Source organism: Solimonas sp. K1W22B-7 (assembly GCF_003428335.1).
GTDB lineage: Bacteria > Pseudomonadota > Gammaproteobacteria > Nevskiales > Nevskiaceae > Solimonas_A.
Genome location: NZ_CP031704.1, coordinates 2176242 through 2192033, shown reverse-complemented (window position 1 = coordinate 2192033; position 15792 = coordinate 2176242). Strand labels below are relative to the sequence as shown.

18 protein-coding genes are annotated in these 15792 nt (G+C 68.6%); 4 read left to right on the top strand and 14 right to left on the bottom strand.

What is annotated here, in order from left to right; genetic code table 11:
* Window positions 1-65: 65 nt before the first annotated feature.
* The 6 genes from D0B54_RS10065 to surE form a co-directional block, all read right to left on the bottom strand.
* Complete coding sequence (locus tag D0B54_RS10065; protein ID WP_117291202.1) at window positions 66-1373, bottom strand: homoserine dehydrogenase; 1308 nt, start codon at window positions 1371-1373, stop codon at window positions 66-68.
* The gene (gene alaC, locus D0B54_RS10060; RefSeq protein WP_117291201.1) at window positions 1370-2560 is read right to left on the bottom strand and encodes an alanine transaminase; all 1191 of its coding nucleotides are present in this window, start codon (window positions 2558-2560) and stop codon (window positions 1370-1372) included. Before alaC ends, D0B54_RS10065 begins: the two co-directional genes overlap by 4 nt.
* A gap of 151 nt (window positions 2561-2711) precedes the next feature.
* Window positions 2712-3563 carry a peptidoglycan DD-metalloendopeptidase family protein gene (locus D0B54_RS10055; RefSeq protein WP_117291200.1) on the bottom strand — a complete coding sequence of 284 codons (852 nt, stop codon included), beginning with the start codon at window positions 3561-3563 and terminating at the stop codon, window positions 2712-2714.
* A complete protein-coding gene (locus D0B54_RS10050; RefSeq protein ID WP_117291199.1) occupies window positions 3560-4165 on the bottom strand; it encodes a DedA family protein in 606 nt (201 codons plus the stop codon). Before D0B54_RS10050 ends, D0B54_RS10055 begins: the two co-directional genes overlap by 4 nt.
* Window positions 4165-4878 carry a protein-L-isoaspartate(D-aspartate) O-methyltransferase gene (locus D0B54_RS10045; protein WP_117291198.1) on the bottom strand — a complete coding sequence of 238 codons (714 nt, stop codon included), beginning with the start codon at window positions 4876-4878 and terminating at the stop codon, window positions 4165-4167. The genes D0B54_RS10050 and D0B54_RS10045 overlap by 1 nt, the downstream gene beginning before the upstream one ends.
* Window positions 4860-5606, bottom strand: a complete 747-nt coding sequence (gene surE, locus D0B54_RS10040) for a 5'/3'-nucleotidase SurE (protein WP_117291197.1) — start codon at window positions 5604-5606, stop codon at window positions 4860-4862. The genes D0B54_RS10045 and surE overlap by 19 nt, the downstream gene beginning before the upstream one ends.
* A gap of 70 nt (window positions 5607-5676) precedes the next feature.
* On the opposite strand from surE, the gene D0B54_RS10035 reads away from it, so the two are divergent.
* The 3 genes from D0B54_RS10035 (at window position 5677) to D0B54_RS10025 (ending at window position 7496) form a co-directional block, all read left to right on the top strand.
* A complete protein-coding gene (locus D0B54_RS10035; RefSeq protein ID WP_117291196.1) occupies window positions 5677-6219 on the top strand; it encodes a Smr/MutS family protein in 543 nt (180 codons plus the stop codon).
* Entirely contained in the window at window positions 6216-6632 is a 417-nt protein-coding gene (locus D0B54_RS10030) for a hypothetical protein (protein ID WP_117291195.1), read from the top strand. Before D0B54_RS10035 ends, D0B54_RS10030 begins: the two co-directional genes overlap by 4 nt.
* A gap of 84 nt (window positions 6633-6716) precedes the next feature.
* Window positions 6717-7496: a LamG domain-containing protein gene (locus D0B54_RS10025; RefSeq protein ID WP_117291194.1), complete on the top strand. Its 780-nt coding sequence runs from the start codon at window positions 6717-6719 to the stop codon at window positions 7494-7496.
* A 28-nt stretch (window positions 7497-7524) separates the two neighbouring features.
* Here the strand turns inward: D0B54_RS10025 and D0B54_RS10020 are convergent, their stop codons facing one another.
* Window positions 7525-9447: an acetate--CoA ligase family protein gene (locus D0B54_RS10020; protein WP_162932331.1), complete on the bottom strand. Its 1923-nt coding sequence runs from the start codon at window positions 9445-9447 to the stop codon at window positions 7525-7527.
* A complete protein-coding gene (locus tag D0B54_RS10015; RefSeq protein ID WP_117291192.1) occupies window positions 9444-10292 on the bottom strand; it encodes a methyltransferase domain-containing protein in 849 nt (282 codons plus the stop codon). The genes D0B54_RS10020 and D0B54_RS10015 overlap by 4 nt, the downstream gene beginning before the upstream one ends.
* A gap of 209 nt (window positions 10293-10501) precedes the next feature.
* Between D0B54_RS10015 and D0B54_RS24605 the strand changes: the two genes are divergently transcribed.
* Complete coding sequence (locus tag D0B54_RS24605; protein ID WP_205527316.1) at window positions 10502-11200, top strand: hypothetical protein; 699 nt, start codon at window positions 10502-10504, stop codon at window positions 11198-11200.
* Between the two features lie 103 nt (window positions 11201-11303).
* On the opposite strand, the gene D0B54_RS10005 is transcribed toward D0B54_RS24605, so the two are convergent.
* The 6 genes from D0B54_RS10005 to D0B54_RS09980 form a co-directional block, all read right to left on the bottom strand.
* Window positions 11304-12512 carry a J domain-containing protein gene (locus D0B54_RS10005; RefSeq protein ID WP_117291190.1) on the bottom strand — a complete coding sequence of 403 codons (1209 nt, stop codon included), beginning with the start codon at window positions 12510-12512 and terminating at the stop codon, window positions 11304-11306.
* A 41-nt stretch (window positions 12513-12553) separates the two neighbouring features.
* Window positions 12554-13036, bottom strand: coding sequence for a 2-C-methyl-D-erythritol 2,4-cyclodiphosphate synthase (gene ispF / locus D0B54_RS10000; protein WP_117291189.1), 483 nt, complete (start codon window positions 13034-13036; stop codon window positions 12554-12556).
* Window positions 13033-13716, bottom strand: coding sequence for a 2-C-methyl-D-erythritol 4-phosphate cytidylyltransferase (gene ispD, locus D0B54_RS09995; RefSeq protein ID WP_240433585.1), 684 nt, complete (start codon window positions 13714-13716; stop codon window positions 13033-13035). The genes ispF and ispD overlap by 4 nt, the downstream gene beginning before the upstream one ends.
* 52 nt (window positions 13717-13768) lie before the next feature.
* Entirely contained in the window at window positions 13769-14047 is a 279-nt protein-coding gene (locus D0B54_RS09990; protein WP_117291187.1) for a septum formation initiator family protein, read from the bottom strand.
* A gap of 10 nt (window positions 14048-14057) precedes the next feature.
* Complete coding sequence (eno, locus tag D0B54_RS09985) at window positions 14058-15353, bottom strand: phosphopyruvate hydratase (RefSeq protein ID WP_117291186.1); 1296 nt, start codon at window positions 15351-15353, stop codon at window positions 14058-14060.
* 103 nt (window positions 15354-15456) lie between these two features.
* Window positions 15457-15774, bottom strand: coding sequence for a hypothetical protein (locus D0B54_RS09980; protein WP_162932330.1), 318 nt, complete (start codon window positions 15772-15774; stop codon window positions 15457-15459).
* Window positions 15775-15792 lie beyond the last annotated feature (18 nt).

Below are 15792 nucleotides of genomic sequence, written 5' to 3'. Positions count from 1 at the left end.
AACGCGAATCAACGCAAATGCAGTCTTACATTCGCGTTCATTTGCGTTCATTTGCGGACTGATGGTCAGTCGAACTTCTCGACACGGAAGCGCGCCACACCCTCGCGCACGAACGGCAGGGTCTGCATCTCCGCCATCGCGGTGGCGAGGCGCTGTTCCGACACCACCGAGGTGATCAGCGCCACCTTGGCATCCTCGCCGTCGTGCGGCTCGCGCTGGATGATCGCTTCCACGCTGATGTCGTGGGCGGCCAGGATCGCGGTGAGCTTGGACAGCACGCCCGGCTCGTCGGCGACACGCAGGCTCAGGTAGTTGGCGGACTCGGTCTCGGCTTCCGGCACGATCGGCAGCGGCTTGACCGCGTCGGGCTGGAAGGCCAGCGCCGGCACGGCGTAGCGCGCGTCCATGGTCAGGGCACGGGCGATGTCGACGATGTCGGCGACCACCGACGAGGCGGTGGCCTCGCTGCCGGCGCCGCGGCCATAGAAGCCGACCTGGCCGACCGCATTGCCCTTGACCAGCACCGAGTTCAGCACGCCGTCGACCTTGGCCAGCAGCTTGTCCTCGGGAATGAAGGTGGGCTGCACGCGCAGCTCCACCCCGCCCTCGCTGCGCTTGGCGATGCCGAGCAGCTTGATGCGGTAGCCCAGCTGGCGTGCGTTGGCGATGTCCTGCGAGGTGACGCGGGTGATGCCCTCGGTGGCCACCGAGGAGAACGACAGCGGAATGCCGAAGGCGATCGAAGCCAGGATCGTCAGCTTGTGCGCGGCGTCGACGCCCTCGATGTCGAAGGTCGGGTCGGCCTCGGCATAGCCGAGCTTCTGCGCGGCGGCCAGGGCGTCGGCGAAGTCTTCGCCCTTCTCGGTCATCTGCGTGAGGATGTAGTTGCAGGTGCCGTTGATGATGCCGGCGACGCTCTCGATGCGGTTGCCGGCCAGGCCCTCGCGGATCGCCTTGATGATCGGGATGCCACCCGCCACCGCGGCCTCGAAGGCCACGACGACGTTGGCGGCGCGGGCCGCCTCGAAGATGCGGTTGCCGTCCTGCGCGATCAGCGCCTTGTTGGCGGTGACCACGGACTTGCCGCGCGCAATCGCGGCCAGGATCAGCTCGGCCGCCGGCGAGTGGCCACCGATCAGTTCGGCCACCACGTCGACGTCGGCATCGCGGGCGATGCTCATCGAATCGGTGGTGACCTGGATGCCCGACAGGTCCACGCCGCGCTCGCGCGACAGGTCGCGGGCGCTGGCATGCGTGACGATCACCGGGCGACCGACACGGCGGCTGATTTCCTCGGCGTTCTCACGCAGGACCTTGATGACGCCCTGGCCTACAGTGCCAAGACCAATCAGGCCAACCCGGACAGGCTTCATACCTTCGCTTCCTTCAACATTTTCTTGATACCACGCATGGCCTGGCGCGTACGGTGCTCGTTCTCGATCAGTGCGAAGCGCACATGGTCGTCGCCGTACTCGCCGAAGCCGATGCCCGGCGACACGGCAACCTTGGCCTCGTTCATCATCAGCTTGGCGAACTCCAGGCTGCCGAGCTTGGCGAAGGGCTCGGGAATCTTGGCCCAGATGAACATGCTGGCCTTGGGAATGGTGACGCTCCAGCCGGCCGCGTGCAGACCCTCGCACATCACGTCGCGGCGCTCCTGGTACATCTGCGCGATTTCATGCACGCAGTCCTGCGGGCCTTCCAGCGCGGCGATGGAGGCGACCTGCATCGGCGTGAAGGTGCCGTAGTCCAGGTAGCTCTTCATGCGCGACAGGGCGGTGCACAGCTCCTTGTTGCCGCACATGAAGCCGGTGCGCCAGCCCGGCATGTTGTAGCTCTTGGACAGCGTGAAGAACTCCACGCCCACGTCCTTGGCACCCGGCACCTGCAGGAACGACGGCGCTTTCCAGCCGTCGAACACGATGTCGGCGTAGGCGATGTCGTGGATCACCCAGAAGTCGTATTCCTTGGCCATGGCCACGACGCGCTCGAAGAAGTCGAGCTCGACGCACTCGGCGGTCGGGTTGCCGGGGAAGTTCAGGATCAGGAACTTGGGCCGCGGCCAGCATTCCTTGATCGCCTTCTCCAGCTCGGCGAAGAAATCGGTGCCCGGCGTCAGGCGCACGTGGCGCACGTCGGCACCCGCGATGACCGCGCCATACGGGTGAATCGGGTAAGCCGGGTTCGGCACCATCACCACGTCGCCGCGGTCCAGCGTGGCGAGCATCAGGTGCGCCAGGCCTTCCTTGGAGCCGATCGTGGCGACGGCCTCGGTCTCGGGATCCAGGTCCACGTCGAAGCGGGTCTTGTACCAGCGCGTGATCGCTCGGCGCAGGCGCGGGATGCCCTTGGACACGGAATAGCGGAACACCGCCGGGTCTTCGCGCTGCACCACCTCAACCAGCTTGTCGACGATGTGCTTGGGCGTGGCCTGGTCGGGGTTGCCCATCGAGAAGTCGATGACGTCCTCGCCGCGAGCTCGGGCACCCTTCTTCAGTTCGCCAATGACGTTGAAGACGTAGGGAGGGAGTCGCTGGATGCGGGGAAATTCATTCTTCACGAAGGTACCTTCATGACGGATTTCGCAGGGAGTTCCGTCAGTTAGGGGGAAAAAGGGCGCGTATTATCAAGTCGCCGGGCCGGATGTTCAATGCACAGAAGCCCCTGCAAACCGCCCGTACAGCGGGTTTACCGGACGTTCCGGCGCGTTTTCAGCCGGACTTGGCGGCCGGCTTGCCCTTGGCGGGCAGGAAACCGACCGGGTTGACCGGCTTGCCGCGCTCGCGGATCTCGAAATGCAGCAGGGGCTTGTTCTCCGGCCCCGAGCCCATTTCGCCGATCGGCTGGCCGGTGGTCACCACGTCGCCTTCCTTGACGTGACGCTGGCGGTTGTAGCCGTAGGCCGACAGGTGGACCTCGTCGTGCTTGATGATGATCAGCTCGCCGTAGCCCTTCAGGGCGTTGCCGCTGTAGACCACCCGCCCCGGGGCGGCGGCGAACACCGGCTGGCCGACCTTGCCGGTGAAATCCAGGCCCTTGTTGCCCTGCGCCGGCTCGTAGCCGCGCGAAACCGTGCCGTTGGTCGGCCAGGTCCACTGGAAGCCGACGGTATCCACCACCACGGCGCCGGGTGGCTCCAGCGGCGGCGGCGGGGTGGCGGCGGTGATCGGCTCGGACTTGATCGGCGCGACGTCGGCCTCGGGCGCCGCCGTGGTCTCGACGTCACCCTCGCTGTAGCGCGCCGGCGGCGGTGCCGGGGGAGCCTTCAGGCGCAGCACCTGGCCCGGGCGGATCAGGTAGTCGGAGCCGATGCCGTTCCAGCGCGCCAGCTCGCGGAAATCCAGATTGTTGCGGAAGGCGATGGCGTAGACCGTGTCGCCGCGCTGCACCAGGTGGTCGTCGGCGCCCACCGGGCGCTCCGGCCGGGCCGGCGCCTCGGCGACCGCCTTGGTCTTGCCGTTGTAGACCTTGCGCTCGCCCTGTTCCCAGGAACCCAGTCCGGCACAGCCGGCGAGCAGGGTGGCGCAGAGCGCCAGGGCCAGGGAACGCGGCAGGGTCTTCATGCCGCCCCACCCGGCCGGCGGCGCAGCAGGAACCACAGGCCGAAAGCCGCCGTCAGCAGCACCGCCACCAGACCGACCTCGTGCGTGTACTCGGTGATCGCCTGGATCGCCGGCTCGCCGAAGAAGTAGCCGGCCGCCACCAGCACCGCGCACCACAGCGTGGCACCCAGGCCGGTAATGAGCACGAACGGCAGCAGGCGCATGCCGAATACGCCGGCGGGCAGCGATATCAGGTGACGGATCACGGGCAGCAGGCGTCCAACGAACGTGGCCAGGTTGGCGTTCTTCAGGAACAGCGCTTCGGCCTCATGATACTTGCGCTCGTTGATCAGGAAGTAGCGGCCATAACGCAGCAGGAAGGCACGGCCGGCATAGCGCCCCAGCGCATAGTTGGCGCTGGCGCCGATGATCGAGCCCAGGCCACCGGCGGCCACCGCCAGGAAGGGGTTGAGCTGACCCTTGGCGGCGAGATACCCGGCCGGGATCATCACCAGCTCCGAGGGCACCGGGAACAGGCTCGACTCCAGCGCCATCAGGAACACGATCTCGGCATAGCCCATGTGGGCCAGGATGCCGCTGAGCCACAGGCCGAAGGCCTCCATCAGGCCTTGCCCGCCAGCAGCGGCACGAAGCTCACCGGCGTCACGTCCTGCTCCTTGAAGGAGCCGGTGATGCGGCGGTCGATCACGCGCAGCACCTGCCGGCCCTGCGGCCCCACCGGGATCACCAGGCGGCCACCCTTGTCGAGCTGGGCCAGCAGTGCCGGCGGCACGCTCTCGGCGCCGGCGGTGACCAGGATGCCGTCGTAGGGTGAATGCGGCAGCCAGCCCTGCATGCCGTCGGCATAGCCGAAGTGCACGTTGCGGCAGCCCAGCTCGGTGAGGCGCTTGCGCGCCACTTCGGACAGCGGCTTGATGCGCTCCACCGTGAACACCAGGTCGACCAGGTCGGCCAGCACGGCGGTCTGGAAGCCGCTGCCGGTACCGATCTCCAGCACGCGCTTCAGCCGCTTGCCCTGCAGCAGCAGCTGCGTCATCAGCGCCACGATGTAGGGCTGCGAGATGGTCTGGGCATGGCCGATCGGCAGCGCGTCGTTGTCGTAGGCGCGGGTCTTCAGCGCCTCGGCCACGAACTCATGGCGCGGCACCTTGGCCATCGCCGCCAGCACCTTCTCGTCGGTGATGCCGAGGCGGCGCAGTTCGTCGAGCAGGCGCGAGCGTGGCGCCGGCACCGCTGGCGCGGTCGCGGTTGCAGCGGCGCGGGCCTGCGCCGGCGTCCTGTTGCGCAGGTCGTATCTCAAAGGCGGCTTGCCCATTGTCCGAGCCGGTCCAGCAGGTTGTGTCGCGTCAGGTCCACCAGGATCGGCGTGATCGAGGCGCGGTTCCGCGCCACGGCGTAGAAGTCGGTGCCGGGGCCGCAGTCGGCCTCGCCACCGGCGGCGCCGATCCAGTAGATCGTCCGGCCGCGCGGGTCGGCGGCCCTGGTCACGGCCTCGGCGCGATGGCGGTTGCCCAGGCGCGTCACCTCGAAGCCCTGCAGCTGCTCCCAGGGGATGTCCGGCACGTTGACGTTGAGGATGGTGTCGCCAGGCAGCGGGTCTTCCGCCAGCCGCTCGACCAGGCGCAGGGTCACCCGCGCCGCGGTCTCGTAGTGCTTCGGGCTATGCGACACGCAGGACACGGCGATCGCCGAATAGCCCAGGTGGCGGCCTTCCATGGCGGCGGCGACGGTACCGGAATACAGCGTGTCGTCGCCCAGGTTGGCGCCGGCGTTGATGCCGGAAACCACCATGTCGGGCTTGGTCTCCAGCAGGCCGGTCAGCGCCAGGTGGACGCTGTCGGTGGGCGTGCCGTCGACGCAGTAGACGCCGTCCGGGTGGCATTGCGCACGGATCGGGTTGAGCAGGGTCAGCGAGTTGCTGGCGCCGCTGCGGTTGCGGTCGGGCGCCACCACGGTGACCTCGTGATGCTTGCGCAGGTGTTCGTGCAGGCAGCGAAGGCCTGGCGCCATGCAGCCGTCGTCGTTGGAGAGCAGGATTTTCATGCTTACGGAATGAGCTGGCGCTAGTTTACCGGTTTGGGGCGCTATGATGTTCCCGCGACAAGGATTTTTCATGGCGAAGCCAGCCCCCGACGAAGACGACAGCGCGCTGTTCCGCGAGGCGGTACGGGACGTGCGTCCCAAGGCCCCCAGCGAGCACGTCACGCTGGGCGGCCAGCGCCTGTCCACCCGGCCGCGCCAGCGCGAGGCCGACGACCGTGAGGTCATGCGGGAACTGCTGGAGGAGCCCTCCGAGCTGTTCGAGAGCGGCGACACCCTCTCCTACCGGGCCGACGGCATCCAGGACAGCGTCTACCGCAAGCTGCGCCGCGGCCAGTACCGGCTGGAGAAGGAACTGGACCTGCACGGCCTCAACCGCGACCGGGCGCGCGCGGCCGTCACCGAGTTCCTGGCGTATTGCCAGGACCAGGACCTGCGCTGCGTGCGCATCATCCATGGCAAGGGCAACGGCTCGCCCAATTCCGGGCCGGTGATCAAGTCCCTGCTCGACGGCTGGCTGCGCAAGCGCCGCGACGTGCTGGCGTTCTGCTCGGCGCGCCAGGTGGACGGCGGCACCGGCGCGGTCTACGTGCTGCTGCGCCGCGCGGCGGCATGAGCCCCATCGGCCGCCTGTTGCGGCTGGCCTGGCCCCTGCCCTGGTCCCTGGCCGGCCTGCTGCTGGCCCTGCCGGCGCTGGCGGGCGGCAGCTTGCAATGGCGCCGGCTGGGCGACACCGGCGCCCTGTTCGCCTGCGGCGGCCTGACCGGCTGGCTGCTGGCGCGCAGCTGGATCGGAGCGATCACGATCGGCCACCTGGTGCTGGCGCGCGACGCCGCCACGCTGGAACGCACCCTGGCCCACGAACTGGCCCATGTGCGGCAGTACGAGCGCTGGGGCCTGCTGTTTCCCTTCCTCTATCTCTGGGCCTCATGGCGCGCCTGGCGCGCCGGCGGACGCGCCTACTGGGACAACCGCTACGAGGTGGAAGCGCGGGCGGCGGAGTCGATACCGGGTGGCTTGCCCCTTTGACAGGTGACGCGAACAGGTGACGCGCTCCGTTCGCTCCCCGTTAGACTGCTGGTGTTCCACGAAACTCCAGAGACCACGCACTCCATGAACTCATCTTTCGCCGCCAGCGCCTTCAGGCCCTTCCGATTCGCACTGCTGGGCCTTCTGGCCTGTGGCATCACCGCCTGCGGCAGCGGAGGTGGCGGTGGCGACAACGACGGCGAATTCGGGTCAACCGCCTTCTATAAGTTCGATGAAGAGAGCGGCAGCACGGCCACCAATAGCCGCTTCAACGCCTTCCATGGAACGCTGGTCGGCGTCCAGCGAACCGAAGGCCGCTTTGGCCGGGGCGTGGACTTCACCGCCCAGCCGTCGGCCCACGTGCTGTTCGATATCTGCTGTCATGGCGATGTCAACGGGAATGGCAGCCTCTACATCGATTTTCCGAACAACCAGATCACCATGGCGATGTGGGTACGGCCAGTCTCCGCTTCCACCGAAACGATCTACCCGATCCTCGGCGGCAACGATTTCGGCGTACAGAGCTTCAAGTTGCGTCTGCGCGAGAATCGCCTGGAGCTGCTGCTCTATCCCCCCAACAACGGCGCGCCCTTCTCCCTCATCCGCAGCGCCTCGCTGCTCTCCGACCAGCAGTGGACCCACATCGCCCTGGTCTATGACGGCAGCACTGCGGTGATCTACCTCAATGGCGAAGAGAACAGCCGTGTGAGCCTCTCAGCACCTGTCCAGACGGTGCACAACGACCTTTTCCTGGGCGGCATCCCCGAAACGACTCCCTCGTTCCCCGGACGTATCGATGAGCTGCTCCTCTCGACGACGGCCTTCACGCAGGCACAGGTCAGAAGCCTACTGACGGGCGGTTGAGGGTTCCGATCCACAGCGGGAGCGGGGCTTACCTGGCCGAAGGCCTATGATCCGCCGCCAGCAGGGCTGCGGCGGCCCGCGCCGCCAGCTCGCTTTCATCTGGCACCTCGGCCAGCCAGGGTGAGCTGGCGCTGGCAGGTGGCGGCAAACCCTGTGCGGCGCCTGCGAGGGCCAGCACCTCGCCGTCGCAGGCCGGGTGAACCAGCCTGAGCACTTCGCGCAGCAGGGTTTCCGGGGTAGCCGCCTGGCCTTCGGCAGCGGCGATCTCCGCGCCCGCCAGCACCAGCAGGTCGTAGCGCGCAAACGGCAGCCCCGTGTCGAGCAGGCCGGCATCGTCCACCGCGACCAGGGCGGCATCGACGCCGCGGTGGGCCACCAGCATGCGGCCGCCGGCGAAGCTGCCGACGGGCCCGGCGGCGATGCGCTCCCCAGCTGCCGTGACGCCCTGCCGGCCCACGCAACCGACGCGCAACCCCGCAGCACCCAGCCGCGCCGCGATACCGGCCAGCAGGCCGCTGCCCTCACCGGCGCCGATCACCAGCGCGGTCGGGATGCGGCCATTGCCCCGCACCAGGCGACCGAGGATCAGCGGATAGAGATGGGCGCTGGTGATCTGCCCCAGGGTCGGCTGGCCATTGACCTCGCAGACCGCGGCACCGCCCTCGTGCCAGGAGCGCGCGATGTCGGGGATCAGCAGGTCGACGCCGGCCAGGTCCAGCCCCAGGGCCTCGGCGGCGCGTATCGCCAGCCGGGCGTTGTCCGGATGCACCTGGTCGAACACCGGCACGGGGACCGCGCCCGCACCGATGTTGGCGACCCGCCGCAGGCGCAGGACGCGCCCTTCGGCCGGCACGTCGTCGGGCCCCAGGCCGGCCTTGCGCAGCAAGGACAAGGCCTCCTCGTCCAGTTCCACGCGACGCAGCCTGGCTCCCTTGCCCGCTCCACGCCGCGGATCGGCATTGAGCCGCTGCAGCAGCTCCCGCACCGGTGCGCGGCCGTCGCCGGTGACGCTGGCGGGCTGACGCTCGATGGCCCAGACCAGCTCACCCTGGAACACGTTGAGGCGATAGTCGCGGCCTTCGACATGGCTTTCCAGCAGGATGCTGCGGCTGTAGCGCGAGGCCGTCTCGAAGGCGGCACGCACCTCCTCCGGCGTGCCCAGGCCGGGAGCGACGGCGATGCCGCCCTCGGTGTCCTCGGGCTTGATCACCACCGGGTAGCCCAAAGCCGCGGCAGCCTGCACAGCCGCCTCCGCCGTGGCCACTGTGACCTGGCGCGGCACCGGGATGCCGGCCTCGGCCAGCATCGCCGAAGCCTGCGCCTTGTGCCGCGCCAGCCGCGCGGCGATATGCGAGGTCTGGTCGGTGAAGGAGCTGACCAGCCAGCGCGCACGCGCGCCTTCGCCGAACTGGATCACGCCACCCGCACGCTGGCGACAGGGAATGCCCAGCGCCTGGGCCGTGCGCATGAAATGCGCGGCATTGGAGCCGGACGACAACAACGCGGCCAGGGCGCCCAGCACGCCCGGCAGTTCCGCCTGCAGCGGCTGAAGGTCCTCGCCGGCCAGCGTTGCGTTGCAGGCCCGCAGCAGCCAGCCGAAAGCCGCCGCCGCGGCGGCCTCGCCCCGCTGCAGCAGCGGCAGCACCGCCAGCCAGTGGCCCACACGGGCAGCGACCACCCGCCCCGGTTCCTGCAGCGGCAGGCCCGCAGCACGCTGCAGTGCCAGCATGCCCTGCAGCAGGATGTCCCCTGCCTCCAGGTTTTCTTCGAGCAAGCCGCCGGCTTGTTCGACCGGCAGACCCAGGATCTGGACCAGCCAGGCCGGCAGGGAGCGCAGCGCCTGCAGCGACTCCCCGGCAGGCATCGAGACGCTGACCAGCAGGCCGGGATGCCGCAATCCATAGGCGTAGCCCGGCATCGCGCAGGGCGCGTCGGCCAGGCGCAGGCTCATGCGGACTCTGGCAGCGGCCGGAAGCAGAGCGTGGGACAGCGCTCGGCCAGTTCGTACTCGCCGCAACGCTGTTCGACGATGCTGAAATGCGGCGCGGCAACCTCGGCCAGCGCGGCGAGTGTCGGGAAGCAGTAACGGGTATCGGTACCGCGGTAGGCCTCGATGGTGTCGGTGCTCTCGCGCGGCCAGCCCGCGCGGCGCGCCAGCTCGTCGCGATCCGGAAACAGTTGCTCGAAGCTTGCGAGGATATCGGTCACCGCAACGCTGAAACCGGCATCGGCGGGCAAGGCCATCGCCACCCGCCATTTCAGCGCGTGGAAGCTGCCCACCTGCCCCTGCAGGGCCGCGTCGCGCACCGCCTCCAGGCTCTCCTGCCGGTCGGGCCGGATGAAGCAGCGCAGCGCCATCAGGCCCGCCGGACGCAGCACGCGCCGCGCCTCGGACAGCACCGCCGGTATCCCGGCCAGGGACGGCAGGGCGTTGAGGGAGCCGTCGCCGACGATCGCGGTGACCGAAGCATCTGGCAGCGGCAGCTCCTGCCAGCGCGCCCGCAGGACTTCCGAAGACACTGCCGTACTGGGGCGCCACAGCGAGGCGATCATCGGGCCGCTGTGATCCACCGCCAGCAGGCGGCCCCCGGCCGGCCAGGGCAGCTGCACCAGTTCCTGGGTAACGCCCAGCACCAGCACCTTCGATGGCAAGCCCGCCTCCGCCAGCGCCGGCTGCACCAGCGACAGGGCGCGCCGTGCATCCTCGGGCAGTGGCTTCAGCGGCGAACCGATGCGCTGCCACTGGCCCGAATGGCGGGTCCAGACTCCTTCCTGTGCGTGCGGATCAGGCTGCAAGCGGCGCTCCGTTTTTGCTTCACCTGCAGATTACCGGAACGTCCGGACTTAGGGTCTGCCACCCATTCCCCGGTCGCAGCGATCGGGGAATGGGTGGCAGACCCCAACGCAGCGTGGCCGCGTCAATCCCCCTCCTGCGCACCGAGCCCGCAGTGTCTCCCGTTTCCCATCGGGTATCCTGCTCGCATCAATGTTCGGGGGAACATTCCATGGATAGCAAAAATATCGGCCGGCGCCTGTTCAGGGCGCTGGTGCTGTCAGCTTGTGTCTTGAGTCTTGCCGGTTGCGCCGCGGGACGCGCATTGAACAAGCCGGCCGAAAAGGACTACGACGTCCTGGAGGTCGGGACGGATCGCGACCTGGTCCGCGCCGAACTGGGGCAACCCATGGCATCGGCCGCAGCGGGCAACTGCGACATCTTCTCCTTCGAGGAAGGCTCCGGCGGCCTCAAGTACCTGCGCGCAGCGGGGTACTCGCTGCTGGCGATCGGCACGCTGGGCATCAGTGAAATGGTGACCAACCCGGTCGAGGCCTCGGTGGGCAACGACAAGGTTCGCATCCGCGTCTGCTACGACCCGCAGCACAACGTGAACTACTCGGAGTTGCTGCGCGTCGGCAAGCCGGCGAAGCTGATGTCCGGCAGCCATCCGCCGGCGCCGGTCGCCAAGCCGGTAGTCGCGGTCGCACCGCCGCCCGCCCCTGCGCCGCCGGTGGTCGAGCCTGCACCCGTCCCTGCGCCTGTCGCAGTAGAGATGCCGCCAACCGAACCCGCCCCGGCTGCAGCCGCGACACAGGACGCAGAGGCGGTTGCCGCGGTGCAGGCCGTCGAGCAGTCGCTGATTGAAGAGCCCAGCAGCAGCACGCCAGCGCCGACACCGCCGGCCGAACCTGCCGGCCCGACACCGTAGCGCCAGGGCCTGTTAACACTACGGCAGTCGCTGTGACTGCTGTAGTGTTAACAGGCCCTGGCGAGCGGAGGACGCCGCCAGCACCCGGCATGCGGATACCGGCCTACTGCAGTTGCGACTTCAGGCCCATCATCCCCATCACCAGGAAAACCAGCGACATCCAGGCCAGGGGGTCCCGCGGCATGCGCGGACTCAGCAGCAGGAAAGCCGGAACGGCGAAGAGCCCCAGCCAGGGGCTGAACCCTGCGCCCACGGTCAGCGTGGAGAGCGACACCATGGCAATCGACCACAGGTTTCGCGGCCCCGGCTCCTGTTGCCAGGACTGCAGCCTGGTCGCCAGGCTTCCGGGCCGCAGCGACTGGCGTCGCCATATCGCGCTGCCCTGTGCGACCAGCAGCGGCAGCGCAGCCAGCAGCAGGGCCAGCACAGCGGCCGGCAAGGGGTGATGCAGAATCCTGGGACCCGCCGACTCGCGGGCCCATTGCTGGATTGCGAGCGTGAACAGCGGCGCAAGGCCCAGGCACAGTCCGATCAGCTTGATGAGGGACTCGACGCTCAGCGGGCGCTCCAGCAGGTAGCGCATCCACCAGCTCACCGCTTCGGGGCGCGTCTCGAAGCGCAGGACCTGGGACTTGAGGGACTCCAGGGTATGGAGCAGCTGGCTCATCGCCTCGCGGTTGTTCTCCCACCACGCGAACCTGCGGAACCGCCTCTCGTCGACCGGAGCGCCGAGCAGATCCAGCGCCCGGCTCTGCCGCCGCGACTCGCGCTCCCGTTTCGCCGCGAGCTTCTCGCGCCATGCACGAGCCCAGACGCGCGACCTCAGCTCCGTCAGCCATGCCTCGGCATCGCCCAGGTCGCGCCAGGGCTCGGACCAGTTGAAGTAGGTCTCGCAGGTCGCGGCAAGGCCGTGGTAGCGATCGAACTCCTTGAGCAGCAGGCCCAGCATCTCCCGCTGCAGATCTCCCTGGAACTCCAGCGCGACACGGTCCTCGCGGTGCAGTTGCTGGCCAAGCCAGCCGACGCGTCGCTCGCGCGGCTGGGCCAGCAGGCCCTCACAGAGCTCCTTTGCCAAACCCGGCGGCACGCCCGTATCCGGCTCGACCTGCGGTAAGCGGGGGGCTTGCAGCGGCGGGAGCGGCGGCTCCTCGTCCCGGGTCCATTCGATCGCCAGTTCGTAGGCGCTGCGCAGCCGCTGGAAGCGTTCCGGATCGTCCTCCGGGCGCACCTGGCGCAGCAGTGCCGCGTAGGCGCGCTTGATCTCGCGGGGATCGCGGGTCGGCTCGCAGCCGAGTTCCTGCCAGATATCCATGGGAGAGCCCGGCAGCGCGCCGTGTTTCCTTCAGTGCCTGCCTAGCCGCCGGCCGACAGCAGCACCACGGCGTGCGCGGCGATGCCTTCCTTCCGGCCGATGTGCCCCATGCCCTCGTTGGTGGTGGCCTTGACGTTGACGCAGGCCAGGTCCACGCCGAGGTCCGCGGCCAGCACCTCGCGCATCGCCTGGGTATGCGGTGAGACCCGCGGCACCTGGGCGATCAGCGTCAGGTCGGCGTTGACCACGCCGTAGCCGGCCTCGCGCACGCGGCGCATGACCTCGGCCAGCAGGCGGCGGCTGTCGATGCCCTGGAACTGCGCATCGGTGTCGGGAAACAGCTTGCCGATGTCGCCGCCGCCGATGGCGCCCAGCAGGGCGTCGCAGAGGGCGTGGATCATGGCGTCACCGTCGGAGTGGGCGATGATGCGCCAGGCGCAGGGGATGAAGACGCCGCCGAGGTGGACACCCTCGCCCGCCTCGATGCGATGGGCGTCGAAACCGTGGCCGATACGGAAATTCAAGGACTGCTCTCCTGTTGCGCCAGCCAGAACTCAGCCAGGCGCAGGTCTTCGGGATAGGTCACCTTGATGTTGCTCTCGCTGCCGCGCACCAGGCGCGGCTTGTAGCCGGCCCGTTCCATGGCGCCGGCCTCGTCGGTGACCGCCAGACCGCGCTCGTCGCACTCCCGCAGGGCCTGCACCAGCAGGTCCACGCGGAACAGTTGCGGCGTCTGCGCGCGCCAGACGAACTCGCGGTCCACCGTGCCGGCGACCTTGCCCTTCCTGGCTTTCTTCAGGGTGTCGCTGACCGGCAGGGCCAGCAGGCCGCCATGCTCGTCGGCCGCCTCGTCGCAGAGCTTTTCGATGTCGTTCCAGGCGACGCAGGGCCGCGCGGCGTCATGCACCAGGGCATAGACCTCGCCGAAGGCACTGGTGCGCTGGGCCACGGCCTCGAGGCCGGCCAGGACCGATTCCGCGCGGGCGGCCCCGCCGATGGTGGTGACGATCTTGGGGTGCCGTGCGATCGGCAGGCGGGAAAACTCGGCGTCGTTGCGGGCCAGGACCACCACCACCCCGTCGATCCATTCGGATTCCAGGAACGGCGCCAGGCTCCACTCGATCAGCGAGCGGCCGCGCAGGGGAAGGTACTGCTTGGGACGGGCCAGGCCCATGCGCGTGCCACCGCCGGCGGCGGGGAGCACGGCCCAGTAACGCGCCTTGGAATTCACAGCGGGCTAAGGCCTGCGCGCGGAGCTACTGCGCCACCACGAGATAGAAGGTCTCGTTCGCCTTGATCATGCCCAGGGTGGTGCGGGCGCGGGCCTCGATGGCGGCGGTGCCGCTGCCCAGGTCGCGCACTTCGGCATCGCGGGCGGCGTTGCGGGCCATCAGCTTGGCGTTCTCTTCCTGCTGGGCCTGGACCTGCGCCTTGAGCCGGTGGGTATGGGCTACCCCCCCGTCGGCAACCCACAGCCGCCACTGCAGCCCCGTCAACATCAGGGCGAGAACTGCAATGGCGACGCGGTTGCTCATGTTGTCAAGCTTACAGCACCACGGGGAAAGCGCCAGCACCCGGGTAGCGGGCGCGCTTGCCCAACTCGCGCTCGATGCGCAGCAGCTGGTTGTACTTGGCCATGCGGTCCGAGCGGCACAGCGAGCCGGTCTTGATCTGGGTGGCGGTGGTGCCCACGGCGATGTCGGCGATGGTGGCGTCCTCGGTCTCGCCCGAGCGGTGCGACACGACGCTGGAATAGCCGGCGTCGGTGGCCATCTGGATGGCCTCCAGGGTTTCGGTCAGGGTGCCGATCTGGTTGGGCTTGATCAGGATGGAGTTGGCCGTGCCGCGGATGATGCCCTCGGCCAGGATCTTGGTGTTGGTCACGAACAGGTCGTCGCCCACCAGCTGCACCTTGTTGCCGAGCTTCTCGGTGAGATACTTCCAGCCCTTCCAGTCACCCTCGGCGCAGCCGTCCTCGACCGAGATGACCGGGTACTTGGCGCAGATGCCGGCCAGGAAGTCGGCGAACTGCTCTGAGGTGTAGGACTTGCCCTCGCCGTGCAGGGTGTACTTGCCCTTGGCGTAGAACTCGGTGGAAGCCACGTCCAGGCCCAGGTAGATGTCCTTGCCCGGCTTGTAGCCGGCCTTCTCGATGGCCTGCAGCAGCACGTCCAGCGCCGCCACGTTGGACGGCAGGTCCGGCGCGAAGCCACCCTCGTCACCCACCGCGGTGTTCAGCTTGCGGGCCTTGAGCACGCCCTTGAGGGTGTGGAACACCTCGGCGCCCCACTGCATGGCCTCGGAGAAGCTCTTGGCGCCGACCGGCAGGATCATGAACTCCTGGATGTCGACATTGTTGTCGGCGTGGGCGCCGCCGTTGATGACGTTCATCATCGGCACCGGCAGGGTCACGCTGGAGATGCCGCCCAGGTGGCGGTACAGCGGCAGGTAGTTCTCGGCGGCGGCGGCCTTGGCGGTGGCCAGGGACACGGCCAGGATCGCGTTGGCGCCCAGGCGGGCCTTGTTGTCGGTGCCGTCCAGCTCGATCATGGTGCGGTCGACCAGGCCCTGGTCCTGGGCGTCCAGGCCCAGCACGGCGGCGGCGATCTCGCCTTCCACGTTCTTCACGGCCTTCTGCACGCCCTTGCCCAGGTAGCGGGCCTTGCCCTTCTTGGGCGCGCCATCGCGCAGTTCCACGGCCTCGCGGCTGCCGGTGGAGGCACCGGACGGCGACGCGGCACGGCCACGGGCGCCGGAGTCCAGCACGACCTCGGCCTCCACGGTGGGGTTGCCGCGGGAGTCGATGATTTCAAGGGCAGTGACTTGGACGATGTGGGACATGGAGGCTCGGCTGTTCAGGTGTGCGGATTTTGGCCGGCATTGTAGTGGAGCCCCGCGAGGCCCGCCACGCATGGGTTTCCGGGGGTTTTCCCCCGGCGGATACTCAGGGCACGAGCAGCAGGGAAAACAGGAACGGCATCGCCGCCAGCAGTGCCAGCAGGGCGGTCAGCACCGCAGTGGGCCGGAAGCCCAATTGCCTGCCATAGCTGAACCAGCTGCCGACCAGGGCCACGGGCGCAGCCAGATGCATGAGCCCACTCGCGAGCAGTTCATCGGAGTTGGGAAACAGCAGCCAGGCCTTCCACAGGAAGAACAGCGCGGCTGGAACCTGCACCAGGCTGCCCCAGATGACCAGGCAGCCATCGCGGGTGCTTGCCCGGGCGCGAAGCACTGCCAGGATCGACTCTCCTTGCGCGCTCATGATGGACCTGCGGCCCCA

Excerpts from the sequence above, each read along its gene's own strand:
- D0B54_RS24605 (WP_205527316.1), top strand. The coding sequence starts at position 10,502 with ATGGATAGCAAAAATATCGGCCGGCGCCTGTTCAGGGCGCTGGTGCTG.
- eno (WP_117291186.1), bottom strand. The coding sequence starts at position 15,353 with ATGTCCCACATCGTCCAAGTCACTGCCCTTGAAATCATCGACTCCCGC.
- surE (WP_117291197.1), bottom strand. The coding sequence starts at position 5,606 with ATGAAAATCCTGCTCTCCAACGACGACGGCTGCATGGCGCCAGGCCTT.
- D0B54_RS10025 (WP_117291194.1), top strand. The coding sequence starts at position 6,717 with ATGAACTCATCTTTCGCCGCCAGCGCCTTCAGGCCCTTCCGATTCGCA.
- D0B54_RS10030 (WP_117291195.1), top strand. The coding sequence starts at position 6,216 with ATGAGCCCCATCGGCCGCCTGTTGCGGCTGGCCTGGCCCCTGCCCTGG.
- D0B54_RS10035 (WP_117291196.1), top strand. The coding sequence starts at position 5,677 with ATGGCGAAGCCAGCCCCCGACGAAGACGACAGCGCGCTGTTCCGCGAG.
- D0B54_RS10065 (WP_117291202.1), bottom strand. The coding sequence starts at position 1,373 with ATGAAGCCTGTCCGGGTTGGCCTGATTGGTCTTGGCACTGTAGGCCAG.
- D0B54_RS10055 (WP_117291200.1), bottom strand. The coding sequence starts at position 3,563 with ATGAAGACCCTGCCGCGTTCCCTGGCCCTGGCGCTCTGCGCCACCCTG.
- D0B54_RS09990 (WP_117291187.1), bottom strand. The coding sequence starts at position 14,047 with ATGAGCAACCGCGTCGCCATTGCAGTTCTCGCCCTGATGTTGACGGGG.
- D0B54_RS10005 (WP_117291190.1), bottom strand. The coding sequence starts at position 12,512 with ATGGATATCTGGCAGGAACTCGGCTGCGAGCCGACCCGCGATCCCCGC.
- D0B54_RS09980 (WP_162932330.1), bottom strand. The coding sequence starts at position 15,774 with ATGAGCGCGCAAGGAGAGTCGATCCTGGCAGTGCTTCGCGCCCGGGCA.
- D0B54_RS10045 (WP_117291198.1), bottom strand. The coding sequence starts at position 4,878 with ATGGGCAAGCCGCCTTTGAGATACGACCTGCGCAACAGGACGCCGGCG.
- D0B54_RS10050 (WP_117291199.1), bottom strand. The coding sequence starts at position 4,165 with ATGGAGGCCTTCGGCCTGTGGCTCAGCGGCATCCTGGCCCACATGGGC.
- D0B54_RS10020 (WP_162932331.1), bottom strand. The coding sequence starts at position 9,447 with ATGAGCCTGCGCCTGGCCGACGCGCCCTGCGCGATGCCGGGCTACGCC.